Origin of the sequence: Flavobacterium sp. HSC-61S13 (assembly GCF_024171535.1) — a bacterium.
Classification (GTDB): Bacteria; Bacteroidota; Bacteroidia; order Flavobacteriales; family Flavobacteriaceae; genus Flavobacterium.
Genome location: NZ_JALJZV010000020.1, coordinates 1 through 13,217, shown reverse-complemented (window position 1 = coordinate 13,217; position 13,217 = coordinate 1). Strand labels below are relative to the sequence as shown.

The following is a 13,217-nucleotide window of genomic DNA, read 5'->3' as shown; positions in this document are numbered from 1 at the left end:
ACAAAAAAGAGGTACTCCTTTGAGTGCCTCTTTTTTGTTTTTACAATCTTATTTAATCAGGGACTTGGTTTTGTGTTTTCGTACCATAAGTAACCAGCTTATAAAGGTTATAACGGATATAACCAGCCAAAGTAAATCTATAAATAACAAATCGTTATAGCCTTTGATATAACTAATCCATAACCAATTGTCGGTCATTATTCCATTGGCAATCGGAACCAAAAAACCGAACACACTTCCGAGCAGTAAGGTATCGCGTGTGGTGATATAATTATTTTTTCTGACAATTAAATAGAGAGAAAGCAGCAACCAACCTATAAAGTAAAAGCGATAAATAAAATCTTGCCCCGCCGGATGGTAAACTTTTACTGCTATAAAAATTAAGGCAGTCATCGGATACATACTCAAACATACTGCAAGATAAATATTGACCAACCATTCATTAAAAATGCGTTTCTTAACGGGTATGTTTTTGCGATCTCGTGCAATCAACCAAATCATTACACCTGAAATGATGACAAAACAACTGGCTATTCCGACTAAAAAGTACATGATTTTTAAAGCATAACCGCCGTAATTTCCGAAATGAAGTTTATACAATAAACTTTTGACAACATCGCTATAAGTCGCATCGTCCATTGGCTTCTTTTCTTCAAGAATTTTGCCGGTGTTTACTTGGTAAACAACCTTGCCATTGCCGGTTAATTTAGTTGAATTATTTACTTGACCTTCAACGGTTACTGTCATACTTTGATCACCGTAATTCTGAAGAGATACGCGAGTTACTTTGGAGTTGCTCCAGTTTGCCTCTGTCTTTTCTAAAAAAGTTACGATGTTAAATTCATTCCCTAAGGGAGTATTTTCAAATGGATAGGCTTTGGGGTCGGTATAACCCATATCGGCAAACATTGCGTCGCGATTACCTTCATATAAAAATTGGGTCACAGGAGCGGTAAACACGATATTAATCATAAAATAAGCACCAGTAACAGCAAAAATAAATTGATAGGGCAGTCCTATGATTCCAAGTGCGGTATGTGCATCTGTCCACAGTGTCTTAAGCTTTGACCAGGGGCGAAAAATGTAAAAATTAGAAACAATTTTATTCCAATGTAATAGTACTCCAGTGATAATAGCAAATAGAAAGATAAAAGAAACAAATCCCGCTAAGTGATAACCGTAAGGATAAGGTATTTGAGCAAAGAAATGCAAACGATATAAAAACTCTCCCAAGGAGTAGGAATCCATATAGGTTGAGGTTTTATTGGTTTGGTTATCCAAAATAAAAAAAGTGCTGTCGCCTCTGCGTCTTCCCTTTTTTTCTTTCTTTTGCTGATCTGCATTAGCAGCTGAAATCGTATCCTTTTTAGGACCAAATTGAACGCCAATTTTGTTGTTTTTTTCAGGCAAGTAAAAACTGATATCTCGCGAAAATAGATCTTGCTCCCGGTTTAAGGAATCTAATATAGATTGAAAGCGGATGTCCTGAGTTGAATTTTTGACTTCTAATGTATTTGCTTCCCAATTGTTGATTTCACTTTTAAAAAATGAAAAAGATCCAGCAAAGAATATCACGTACAACAAAGCACTTATGAAAATACCGCTGATGGTGTGTGTATGGAAGAAAATATTATAATTTCTATTGTTCATGTGGGGGAATGAAGGTTAAAAAAAAATTTTATAAGCAAAAGGGGTGAAAAAAATCAGGCTAATTAAAAGGTAAATACCCCATATTTTCCAGCCGTTTTTTGCCAAAAATGCAATGACGAATAAAGATGCCCAAATGATAAAACCACTGAAGGCCATCGTGATTAATAAATTTTGACGATCTACCCACAGCCCTAGAAAAAGATGCAAAGTGGCCGTTACTAAATAACCGCCAAGTAGACCTGCGGTGAGTTTTAGAAATTTTTGCAACGGAGTAGACAAATATTTGGTGTTGGCTGGCATTAGTTAAAAATTAAAAATTCGGAAACGATTAAAATAGAGGTCATAAAGACCAGATGAGGTCCCTTTACAATTTTAAGAGGGCTGAAAATAACCACTAAACTTGCGATTGCTGTCAACAATACTATAAAGCTAAAAGTACCCGCCTGATAGCTATCGATCACTATTAAGATTAATAGACTAGCTATCAGAAAAAAGAGAGCAATTAATTGAGTCGCTTTTTTATTTTTTTGCAACCAAATTTCGATTTGGTAATCTCGATGTAAAGAGGCTTTTTTCGATGTATTGTAGAGACTGTAAAATCCTAAAAAACAACATAGCGCTGAAAGAGTATACATAATGTTTAAAATAGTTTTACTGACTAACCGTTAAATTGTTTGGTGTGCGATTGATGTAATAGGTAGCACAGTTCCAAATAAATTCATAGGGAACTTGATTAAATGCTCCAGGACTTTTATCGATATAGGTCACTTCAACAGTGTAGGATGTGGACCAGGGTAGGGTTAAGGTTATTTCTCCGGATTCATTAGTTTCAGCTTCCTTATTCCAGCCGTCTTTAAAAAAGAATACTACTTTGTTTTTGCTTAGCGGTTTATTTTTAAATAAAACCTTTAGTGTAATTTGTTGACCGTTCTTATCTAGTTCTACAATCTCCAATCCATCGGCATTAGTTTGAAATGATTTGGCGTTGGAATTTCCGATGCTGATTTTGGCTGTAGCATGATATTGGGGTTTATAAATGCCAAAATTATATTGAGAGCCATCGACAACATCCATTACTTTATTGTCAAGGTAAATCAGGTAATCTCCAATCTTAGTTGGTGTGAAAGCAGCTTGATAATGATCGCCATTTGCTTGAACTTTAAGCTCCTTCTTGCTCCCATCAGGGCTAATAAGCCAAAGTTCAAAGTTTTTTACCTTTAAAAAAGCCTCATTATTCACTTGCTCTGTCTCGCCATACGCAAACTCACCATACTTAACTTTAATAGTCTGCAGCTGGTTAAGCTTACCATGTTGTTCTGTTTCAATCCAGAGATAATGGGAAAAGGCTTGGGTAATGGGGGTCAATAATAAAAATAGAAGTGCGAGTTTTTTCATAATATAAGCGGGTAAATAACCCATGAATTAAATGTTTGAAATTCTTAAAAATTACCTTATAAATATTTAGTCTAAATAAAAACAAATATATGGCATAAATATTTAGAGCTACACAATTTTTTTTAATAATTTTTTAAGACTTGTAATGAGTTTGAAAACAAGGAGTTGTGTTTTTGTTTTTTTGTAATTCGTATAGGTCGCTACTGTTGGCTGTGATGGTGTACGCGTAAAAAAAGTAAGACGTTAGATATAATCTTAAAAAGATCTGATCTAAAGATGGTAGATTTTATAGGTAATCAATTGCTCCTTGTCGTCATCGAGATTGCTGCTCGGTAGGCGATTTAAAAAAGGGCAAAAAAATATATTTTATAATTATTTTATGAGTTTTGTTGTATTAATTAGATAATTAAATATATTTGCGACATCAAAAAGAGAACATGATGAACACTTGGATTATAAAAAAGGGAAAGAAGCAATACTTACGTCGAACGTCGTGAGCTGCTTTCTTATTTGTTGAATCCAACATAAAAATATAAAAGGCCTGTCTTCACGACAGGCCTTTTTTTTGTTTAAAAACTATTGAAAAACTAAAATAAAACGATGAAAGTATTAAAATTCGGAGGAACCTCAGTGGGAAATCCAGAGCGAATGAAAAGTTTATTATCTCTTATTCAGTTGCAAAAGGCAGAAAAAACCATAGTTGTCTTATCTGCTGTTGCTGGGACGACGAATCATCTAGTCGCAATTAGTGATGCCTATCACAAGGGCGAAAAAGAGGAGGCTTTAACGTTGATTGCAAATTTGTATGACTCTTATGTGGTATTTATAGAGGAATTATTTTCTACTCCTGAGGGCTTACAAAATGGAGCGGATTTGATCAATCACCATTTTGACTTGCTAAAGGGATTCGCTCAGGAGTTATTTACGACGGTAGAAGAGCGAATTATCTTGGCACAAGGAGAGTTGCTTTCAACGACTTTATTTCAATTTTATCTAAAAGAGATTGGTGTACAATCGGTTTTATTGCCTGCATTAAGCTTTATGCGTGTTGATGATGAACACGAACCGATCATGGATCGAATTCATCATGATTTAAGTAATTTGCTCGACAATCATCCATTTGCTGAAATATTTATTACTCAGGGATTCATTTGTCGCAATGCTTTCGGTGAGATCGACAACTTGCGTCGCGGTGGATCCGATTATACGGCATCCTTAATTGGTGGAGCCTTACGAGCAGAGGAAGTTCAGATTTGGACGGATATAGATGGTTTTCACAACAACGATCCTCGATATGTAAACAATACGTCACCTATTGAAAATTTAAGTTTTGAAGAGGCCGCCGAGCTCGCCTATTTTGGAGCAAAAATTTTACATCCACAAAGTGTTTTTCCAGCGCAGCGCTATAAAGTTCCTGTTAGACTTTTGGATACCTTATTGCCAGAAGCAAAAGGTACCTTGATTAGCGATAGTGATGAAAATAAAGGTAAGATTATTGCCATCGCAGCAAAAGACGGCATTATTGCTATTCGAATTCACTCGACTCGAATGTTATTGGCATACGGGTTTTTAAGAAGGGTTTTTGAGGTTTTTGAACGTTATAAAACACCGATTGACATGATTACGACCTCCGAAGTTGCGGTATCTGTAACTATAGACAACAGTACTCATTTGGAAAGTATAGTTGCGGATCTTGCCGACTTTGGTGATGTTGAGGTCGATGAAAATCAGAGTATTGTTTGTGTGGTTGGCGATTTCGGTCCAGCTACTCATGGACATGCCACACGAGTTGTCGAAGCCGTAAAACATATTCCTGTACGTATGATCTCTTATGGAGGAAGCGAACACAATATTTCGTTGTTGGTACATACAGAAAATAAAATAGAAGTATTGCGATCGCTTCAAAATAGATTGTTTTAATATAAAGTATTCAATAGATATGTTAACATCAACCATGGTTTTAGATTCTGAAAATCTAGAAACTCCTTTGTACTATTATGATTTAACTTTATTAAAAGAAACTTTAATAGAAGTGGTACAATCAGCCAAAGCTTATGACTTTCACGTTCATTACGCTTTAAAGGCTAATAATAATCCAAGAATATTGCAGTTGGTACAGTCCATGGGACTTGGCGCGGACTGTGTCAGTGGCAATGAAATTGATCTCGCGATTGAAACGGGATTTGATTCTCAACAAATTGTATTCGCAGGTGTAGGGAAAACCGATAAGGAAATAAGAACGGCATTAAAACATCAAATTTTAGCCTTTAATGTTGAATCAGTTCAGGAGCTGGAGGTCATTGCGCAATTAGCGGCAGAAATGAAAACCGTTGCACGCATAGCCTTGCGGATTAATCCTAATGTAGATGCACATACGCATCACTATATCACTACAGGGCTCGACGAAAATAAATTCGGAATCTTAACACACGAATTACCGCTGTGTATCGACTTAATCAGAGACAACGAACTGCTACAATTAACAGGGCTTCATTTTCATATCGGTTCTCAAATTACGGACCTAAACGTTTTTAAGAGTTTATGTATTAAGGTAAATGAATGGAATGAATGGTTTATCAATAGAGGTTATGAAGTGCCGATTCTAAACGTCGGTGGTGGTTTAGGTATCGACTATCATCAGCCAGATGAAGCCGCTATTCCCGATTTTAAATCCTTTTTTGCTATATTCGATGAGTTTTTAATTCGAAAATCACACCAACAAGTGCATTTTGAATTGGGACGATCCATAGTGGGGCAATGTGGATCTTTAATCAGCAGAGTCCTATATATTAAAAATGGTATAAAAAAGAATTTCGCTATACTAGATGCAGGCATGACCGAATTATTGCGTCCATCACTATATCAAGCCTATCATAAAATTGAATATCTGGGAAATGATCATGATCACAAACAACAAACCCACTACGATGTTGTAGGACCTATATGTGAAAGTAGCGATTGTTTTGGTAAAGAAGTTTCTTTGCCAGAACTCCATAGAGGCGATTTGATAGCAATTCGTTCTACTGGTGCCTATGGTGAAGTGATGGCATTACGTTATAATCTGAGAGAGAACATAAGTTTTCTTTATAAAGAATAGAGAGTACTTATACAGCAAAGGCCTGTTGTCCACGGATAACAGGCTTTTTTTTATGATGGTTATGTATGGGGATTGACGATAAAATTTTGTTAATCTCTTTAGATTGTTTGTCATTCAATTGTGCGCAATGTAAATTTATACAGTTATAATACAACTATGGATAATTTAAAATTAAAAAACCAACTGTGTTTTCCAATATATGCTTTGTCAAGGCAGGTAACTTTATTGTATAAACCATTTTTAGAGGAACTCAACTTGACCTATACTCAATATTTAGTGTTATTGGTTTTATGGGAGAAAGATTCGATTTGTGTTCGGGATTTAGGTGAAAAGCTTTGGTTAGATAGCGGAACACTAACTCCTTTGCTAAAGCGAATGCAAGAAAAAAAACTGATTACACGCAATCGTTCCACAGAAGATGAGCGTCGGGTCGATATTGCACTAACACAAGTGGGTATAGATTTGGAAAAGTCTGCCAGCCGTATTCCTGAAAAGATCAATCAGCTGTTTGAATTAGACAACGAGCAAGCCAATCGCTTAAAAGTGGAATTAAAAGATCTTTTGGAAATTACCCGTAAAAAATGTACGAATAAAGATCATTTATGATGGTGATGTCTACCTTCACTGCAAGTAATGAAAATAGTTTTAAAAGCGATAGATTAATAATAATACAATAAACGATATGGAATTATTAAATGCATTAAAATGGCGTTATGCTACAAAGAAATTCGATCCGACTCAAAAAGTTTCGGAAGAATCGATTAAACAATTATTGGAGGTTGCTCATATAGCTCCCACTTCATCTGGATTGCAACCATTCAAAGTTTTGGTGATTACAAATCAAGAATTAAAAGAGTCTTTAGTAGCTCATTCGATGAATCAACAACAAATTGCAGATTGTTCACACCTGTTGGTTTTTGCTGCATGGGATCGATATACTGAGGAGCGCATCGATGGGATTTTTAATAAAACCACTTCAGAGCGTGGGTTGCCAGAATCTGCTATGTCTGAATATGGTACCCGATTAAAAAACCTATATTTGAATCAATCTGCTGAAGAAAACTTTGTGCATACATCAAAACAAACGTATATTGCTTTCGGAATAGTTTTAGCTGCTGCTGCTGAATTAAAGATCGATGCCACACCGATGGAAGGATTTGATAACGCAGCATATGATCAAATCTTGAATTTAAACGAAAGAGGATTGAAATCAGTTACGATTATGCCTTTGGGCTATCGTGATGCTGATAACGATTGGTTGGTCAACATGAAGAAAGTTCGCCATGCTCTAGAAGATTTTATTATCGAAATAAAATAAAAAATAAGCTTTAGAAGAATATAAAGGTATGGAGTTCAAAAAAATCACAACAGCTGGTAGTGGTGTCTTAGGCGCACAGGTCACTTTTCACACTGCCTTTCAAGGTTATCAAGTTTCTTTGTATGACTTAAATGAAGAAGTGTTGGAGAAAGCAAAAAAACGCTTTCAGGATTTGAAAGAGATCTATAAAAGGGAACTTAAGGCGACACAAAAAGCAGTAGACGACGCTTATTTGAGAATTGAATATTTTACAGATTTAAAACAAGCAGTTCGAGACGCTGATTTATTAATAGAATCCATACCTGAAGATCCAAAAATAAAACGGGAGTTTTATCAGCAACTAGCACTTGTAGCTCCTGTAAAAACAATTTTTGTAACCAATTCATCCACATTAGTGCCCAGTCTTTTTGCCGAGGACACCGGACGCCCAAAACAATTTCTTGCCCTGCATTTTGCCAATGAAATATGGAAACACAATACAGCAGAAATTATGGGACATGAACTTACGGATTTGGCTGTTTTTGACCGTATAGTGGAATTTGCTGTTTCGTTAAATATGGTGCCCATTGAGTTGCATAAAGAACAGTCGGGATATATATTAGATAGTTTATTGATTCCCTTGTTGAATGCAACCATGAATTTATTGGTCAATAAAGTGGCGGATCCTCAAGCTATAGATAAAGCATGGGTCATCGGCTCAGGAGCAACCTTAGGGCCTTGCGCTATATTGGATTTAGTTGGTTTAAATACCGTTTACAATATTCATAAAATAGGAGCAGAGCGTACTAGGAATCCCAATGAGTTAAAAAAAATGAACTACTTAAAAGAAAATTTCATCGATAAAGGAAAGTTGGGAAAAGTATCTGGTCAGGGTTTTTATACCTATCCCAATCCCGAATTCGAAAACCCAGATTTTTATAAGTCCAAATGATCGAGTTTCGAGAAAACCTCAAATTAAAATTGACGAAAACAAGGACTATCGAAGAATATAAAGCTCCCTTTAGGGGAGCTTTATCTAAATCCCTAAGTGTTTAAAATATAATTGTTTACTGATTGGGGGAAATTTGAAGGTGTTTTTTCCATGAGATAAACGACTATTCTTTTTAAAAATCAAAAATAGTTGTCTATTTTTGAGCATAACCAATTTGTAACCGAGGGCCTCCCTTAAAATTAAATAAAGAAGTATGAAATTAGGAGATATTGACGTAGTAGGTGAAATTATTGACTTAAATTTTCAATTGTTGAGAACTCAAATTCTATTAGAGGAATTAATGAAGCATAATGCAGAGCATTTAAAATTACCTAGTCAAGAAGCGATGGTTGAAATCAATGAGTTTACATTGAAATCAATTCAAAAGAAATTTCCAAACATGAATATTGGAAAAAAAGGTGAAGAACCTACGGAAGAATAAATAAAAAAAGACTGTCTATTAAGAGAGTCTTTTTTTTATAGGTTTTTTTGTAGTTGGGTATTCCATGATATAGGTAGATCGATAAAGTCCGTTGGCTAGTGCTGTTGATTCTAAAAATATCATACCTGATTTTTCGGCAACCCTTACTGACCCAATGTTGTTGGAGTACATTCGTGCAACGACCGTTTTTGTTTCTAATGTTTTGAAGCAATAGTTGAGCAGTCCAATGCAAATTTCTGTTCCATAACCTTGGTTCCAAAAGGCACTTGATAAGATATACCCAATTTCCAATCGTTCTCTATTATTAAATGAATCGTATATTCCAGCTTGTCCAATGAAAGCGCCACTTCGTTTTTCGTATACAGCGTAGATGCCAATTCCCGAGGAGTAATCTTTAAGTTGAATTGACAATTTTTGATCCAATTGTTCTTTATTCCAAGATGCCGGATTATTGGGTATGTATTTCATGGTTATCGGGTCGTTATAGATTTGCAGTAATTCACCACTGGTTTTTTCATCAAATGGTTGGAATTCTAATTGGACGGTTTCAAATAACATACTTAAGTGTTTAAAAATCGATTTTGTAATATAAAGTAACGGAATTATTTTTTGGTACTTCTTGATATTTCTGAAAGCCTAATTTTTCTAGTACATATTGCGAAGCTTTGTTATTGTGGTCAACTCGGCCAATTAAGTTCGGAATCAACATGACATGTTCCGCAATATGCAGCCAGTAACGAGCGGTTTCTGTCGCATATCCACGATTCCAATGTTTTTTAAAAAACCGAAAACCAATGTCGTATTCGTCCGTTTCTTCTGTGTATTTAATTCCGCACCAACCGACAAATTGCTGTGTAGTTTTATCAATTACGGCACAGCGGCCTACCCCATACAAATTATATTGATCATACTGCCTTAGGAAATCGCTTGCTTGATTTACCGTTTCAAATCGACTATCTCCGGTATATTGAATGACTTCAGGATCTGAATTGAGAAGATAGAAATCGTTTGCATCTGCAGTTGTCAAGCACCGAAAATAAAAGCGATCGGTTTCGAGTATAGGTGGTAGCCATTCCATTTTTATCATAACGTTATGCTGTGCTTTCTGAAGAAAACCCAAGCGCTGATACAACCTTAAAGCAGGATTTACTTGCAGTACACTCAAATGAACTGTCAAGTTTTTTAAGGTAGCTTGCCGTATTATATTTAGAATTAGCTGACTTCCGATTCCTAATTTCTGGAATTCTGGTAGTATTTGAATTTGGATAATTTCTAATATGGAGTCCTCTAATCGGGTTTTTAATAAACCGATTGGTTTTTGATGAAGTAGGATGATCTCGGCATATTCAAAAGCATAGTGGATTCTATCCAGATGACCGCTCTCAGAATGGTCCAGTTGGGATTCGCGTAAATAGGTAGACATGGTGTCTTTTCTGAGATGCAGTAAAAACGACAAATCATTATTTGTGGCGGGTCTTCGGCTTATTTTCGACATAAAAGCATTCAACTAAATTAAACTCCTGAATCTGTAAATTTAAATGAAATAGTTTAGGGTTTTGTAGAAACGAATTAATTAAAAAATGCGGTAATTTGTGCGATTAAAATAAAATAGATCTAGAAATGATTGGGAGTATACATTATTTACAAAACAACACAGTTGTGGTGATTTCGGGCGATGAAGAAATCACTTATGTTTTTGCTAGTTTTGGAGAGCGTTTTGTTGCTCGCCTTTTAGATATCTTGATTGTTGTGATTTCTTCGATATGTATTCCATTGATTGGGAGTTGGTTGTATTTTGCCTTACAGCAAAGTGGGCCATTACAGGCAACAGTTGGACAGCGTACAATGGATATTAAGGTATTAAGCATGGATGGACAAAAAATTAATTTTGGACAAGCTACCGGTCGATATTTCGGAAATTACCTAAATATAATGACTTTCTGTGTTGGTTATTTTTTGTTTTTCACCAACGATAAATCTCAGTGTTTACATGATATTGTTTCTCAATGTATCGTTGTCAGAGAGGTTAGCAGAAAAAAGATAACCGTAGTCGAGGAGTACAAAATAGTGGTAAATGAGAGACAATAAGTTATTCTAAGTTTATTGCAATCCAGCTGATTTTAAAAATAAAAAAGTCCTTAGAAATATCTAAGGACTTTTTTTATAAATATTTACGAGCAGAATGAGGCGCTCCAATCTTGATGGCCTCGATTTAATCTGCATCTATAACTTTCTTTAATTTCATCAACAACAAATTGACCTTTATCGTTTTTAAGAACGCGCATGATGACCTTTTTATCTTTTACCGAATCATCGGATAGATTTTCTTCGACCAGCTGCACCAATGTTTTCCCATTGCCAGAAGATAATTTCGTAATGGTGTATTTGTAATTGGATTCAGCTTGTTTGTCTTTTGGGCTGTACGCTTGCATGATTTCTTCCTCAGCAGAAAATTTCTTTGCGATTATTAGGGCGTTTATATCCTTTATTTTATCATCATCGATAATTTTAAATTCTTCTTCAACTTCTTTAGGAATAGTCGAATTGGAAGTGTCCTCTGTAGACTCAGAAGTAATTAAAACATCTGTTTGGGTTTTCTTGTTTTGACATCCTGTTAGAATAATCAAACCAAGGAGACTAATAGCGAAAAAAGAATTTTTCATAAACACTTTATTTGAATGAATAAAAGATTAGACCGTTTTAAATCATAATAAATATATGAAAATTAAATTAAAATGCAAAATTTCTTTCTATTTTATAAATATTGTGGTTTTTATAATACTTATTAATAAGTTTGATGGGATTATCTTAAAATCGATGGGGTTCTTGTGTTATTAGGGGTAAAGACAATGGGGTGATATGGTTTTCCTAATGAATGGAAGTGTAGTCTTTAAATTTTAATAATTATTATTTTGGAAATGAGGCTTTTATTGATTAATTTTATTATTGGAGCAATGGTGATGGGTACTGGATAAAAAAGGACTAGATAAAATGAGTGATTTAAAAAAATATAATACAGTTACAGGCGAACTGATTAGTTATCGTGTATATGGAGATGAAGGTGGTTTTCCTATATTAGTACATCATGGATTGTTAGGAAGTTCCTTATTGCCGGATTCGTGGTCGCAGAAAGCAAAAGAGATTGGAGTTCGATTGATTGCTATAGATCGGCCAGGTTATGGAGAGACAACAATGACTTCAGGTTTAAAGAACATTGCTGACTGGGGGGCTTTCATAAGTTCTTTGCTGGATTTTTTAAAGGTAGAATCATTTGGTACGATTGCTGTTTCAGCGGGCGCTCCTTACGCTTGGGCTGAGGCGTGGTATTTTAAAGGTCGTTTAAGGAAATTGTGGTTGCTTAGTGCTGTTTCAAATGTTTCAGATTCGAATATACTTGATTTCTATCCCGAAGACGAAAAATTGAGTTACGAGCGTTTTAAAGAACGAAATGTTGAACAAATTGCTCAGGATTACTACGATTCGCTTAAGCAACTTCAAAGGCAGTACGTACAAAGTGAGGGAGTAAGCCGTAGAATTGAAGCCGCTTTGTCTAATAATTGTGTAGGTATAGCTCGAGAGGCTAAGATGCAAGTTTCTCCTTGGGGATTTGGTCTTGATGCCATTTCTACTCCTATGGAGTTTTGGCATTCTCCTAAAGATGATATGGTTCCGATAGAAGCTGTAGAAGCTATGATTTCTGGATTAAAAGATGCAAAATTACATTTACAAGAGAAAAAAAGCCATTTTCCAAGTGTTACGACGGTAGATGAGGTTTTTCAAAGTATTAAAAGAATGTTTTAATGAACTCATACGTTCATTAGATCATTGAGATTGTAATAAGTTATTGGTGTGGTCGTGATTCGTTAGTCGAAAATCGAGATTCGTCGGCTATCGTTAATTTCTCACTCCTCATATATAGATACTTTTTATAAACTTGAACCCTCTAGTCACTCTTTGCTAGTTCGTGATTCGTTAGTCGAAAATCGAGATTCGTCGGCTATCGTTAATTTCTCACTCCTCATATATAGGTTGCTTTTCATAAACTTGAACCCTCTAGTCACTCTTTGCTAGTTCGTTATTCGTTAGTTGAAAATCGAGATTCGTCGGCTATCGTTAATTTCTCACTCCTCATATATAGGTTGCTTTTCATAAACTTGAACCCTCTAGTTGCTCTTTGCTAATTCGTGATTCGTGATGCGTTAATCGGGATTCGTCGGTTAGTGTGAATTTCTTACTTCTCATATATAGGAGGCTTTTCATAAACGATAACCTTCGACTCCCGATTTTCGATTTTCGATTCACGACCATACTGATCACTAGAACAATTGGCTTTTCACAAACGATC

Annotated in this window: 15 protein-coding genes; 8 read left to right on the top strand and 7 right to left on the bottom strand. The window is 35.4% G+C overall.

Going from position 1 to position 13,217, the window contains the following annotated elements:
* Window positions 1-48 precede the first annotated feature (48 nt).
* The 3 genes from L1275_RS14930 to L1275_RS14920 all read right to left on the bottom strand — a co-directional run bounded on the left by L1275_RS14930 (window position 49) and on the right by L1275_RS14920 (window position 3,045).
* A complete protein-coding gene (locus L1275_RS14930) occupies window positions 49-1,650 on the bottom strand; it encodes a PepSY domain-containing protein (protein ID WP_253475183.1) in 1,602 nt (533 codons plus the stop codon).
* A gap of 15 nt (window positions 1,651-1,665) precedes the next feature.
* On the bottom strand, window positions 1,666-1,917 hold the full coding sequence (locus tag L1275_RS14925; protein WP_371923500.1) for a hypothetical protein: 252 nt from the start codon (window positions 1,915-1,917) through the stop codon (window positions 1,666-1,668).
* Window positions 1,918-2,301: 384 nt separating this feature from the next.
* Window positions 2,302-3,045 carry a DUF4198 domain-containing protein gene (locus L1275_RS14920; RefSeq protein ID WP_253475177.1) on the bottom strand — a complete coding sequence of 248 codons (744 nt, stop codon included), beginning with the start codon at window positions 3,043-3,045 and terminating at the stop codon, window positions 2,302-2,304.
* A gap of 600 nt (window positions 3,046-3,645) precedes the next feature.
* On the opposite strand from L1275_RS14920, the gene L1275_RS14915 reads away from it, so the two are divergent.
* The 6 genes from L1275_RS14915 to L1275_RS14890 all read left to right on the top strand — a co-directional run bounded on the left by L1275_RS14915 (window position 3,646) and on the right by L1275_RS14890 (window position 8,872).
* Window positions 3,646-4,965: an aspartate kinase gene (locus L1275_RS14915; protein ID WP_253475174.1), complete on the top strand. Its 1,320-nt coding sequence runs from the start codon at window positions 3,646-3,648 to the stop codon at window positions 4,963-4,965.
* Window positions 4,966-4,984: 19 nt separating this feature from the next.
* Entirely contained in the window at window positions 4,985-6,142 is a 1,158-nt protein-coding gene (gene lysA, locus L1275_RS14910) for a diaminopimelate decarboxylase (protein ID WP_253475171.1), read from the top strand.
* A gap of 156 nt (window positions 6,143-6,298) precedes the next feature.
* Window positions 6,299-6,748 carry a MarR family winged helix-turn-helix transcriptional regulator gene (locus L1275_RS14905; RefSeq protein WP_253475168.1) on the top strand — a complete coding sequence of 150 codons (450 nt, stop codon included), beginning with the start codon at window positions 6,299-6,301 and terminating at the stop codon, window positions 6,746-6,748.
* 76 nt (window positions 6,749-6,824) lie between these two features.
* Window positions 6,825-7,460, top strand: a complete 636-nt coding sequence (locus tag L1275_RS14900; RefSeq protein WP_253475165.1) for an NAD(P)H-dependent oxidoreductase — start codon at window positions 6,825-6,827, stop codon at window positions 7,458-7,460.
* A 28-nt stretch (window positions 7,461-7,488) separates the two neighbouring features.
* Window positions 7,489-8,391 carry a 3-hydroxyacyl-CoA dehydrogenase gene (locus L1275_RS14895; RefSeq protein ID WP_253475162.1) on the top strand — a complete coding sequence of 301 codons (903 nt, stop codon included), beginning with the start codon at window positions 7,489-7,491 and terminating at the stop codon, window positions 8,389-8,391.
* A 253-nt stretch (window positions 8,392-8,644) separates the two neighbouring features.
* Window positions 8,645-8,872: a hypothetical protein gene (locus tag L1275_RS14890; RefSeq protein WP_253475159.1), complete on the top strand. Its 228-nt coding sequence runs from the start codon at window positions 8,645-8,647 to the stop codon at window positions 8,870-8,872.
* An 18-nt stretch (window positions 8,873-8,890) separates the two neighbouring features.
* Here L1275_RS14890 and L1275_RS14885 read toward each other — a convergent pair whose 3' ends face one another.
* Both L1275_RS14885 and L1275_RS14880 read right to left on the bottom strand, forming a co-directional pair.
* Entirely contained in the window at window positions 8,891-9,430 is a 540-nt protein-coding gene (locus L1275_RS14885) for a GNAT family N-acetyltransferase (protein WP_253475156.1), read from the bottom strand.
* Window positions 9,431-9,440: 10 nt separating this feature from the next.
* Window positions 9,441-10,367 (bottom strand): GNAT family N-acetyltransferase, encoded by a 927-nt coding sequence (locus tag L1275_RS14880; protein WP_253475152.1) that lies wholly within the window; start codon window positions 10,365-10,367, stop codon window positions 9,441-9,443.
* A gap of 125 nt (window positions 10,368-10,492) precedes the next feature.
* Here L1275_RS14880 and L1275_RS14875 point away from each other — a divergent pair, with 125 nt between their 5' ends.
* Window positions 10,493-10,960: an RDD family protein gene (locus L1275_RS14875; protein WP_253475150.1), complete on the top strand. Its 468-nt coding sequence runs from the start codon at window positions 10,493-10,495 to the stop codon at window positions 10,958-10,960.
* Between the two features lie 83 nt (window positions 10,961-11,043).
* Here the strand turns inward: L1275_RS14875 and L1275_RS14870 are convergent, their stop codons facing one another.
* The gene (locus L1275_RS14870) at window positions 11,044-11,535 is read right to left on the bottom strand and encodes a hypothetical protein (protein ID WP_253475147.1); all 492 of its coding nucleotides are present in this window, start codon (window positions 11,533-11,535) and stop codon (window positions 11,044-11,046) included.
* Between the two features lie 328 nt (window positions 11,536-11,863).
* On the opposite strand from L1275_RS14870, the gene L1275_RS14865 reads away from it, so the two are divergent.
* A complete protein-coding gene (locus tag L1275_RS14865; RefSeq protein WP_253475143.1) occupies window positions 11,864-12,673 on the top strand; it encodes an alpha/beta fold hydrolase in 810 nt (269 codons plus the stop codon).
* 345 nt (window positions 12,674-13,018) lie between these two features.
* Here the strand turns inward: L1275_RS14865 and L1275_RS14860 are convergent.
* A partial coding sequence (locus tag L1275_RS14860) for a hypothetical protein (protein WP_253475140.1) occupies window positions 13,019-13,217 on the bottom strand: 199 nt, incomplete at its 5' end.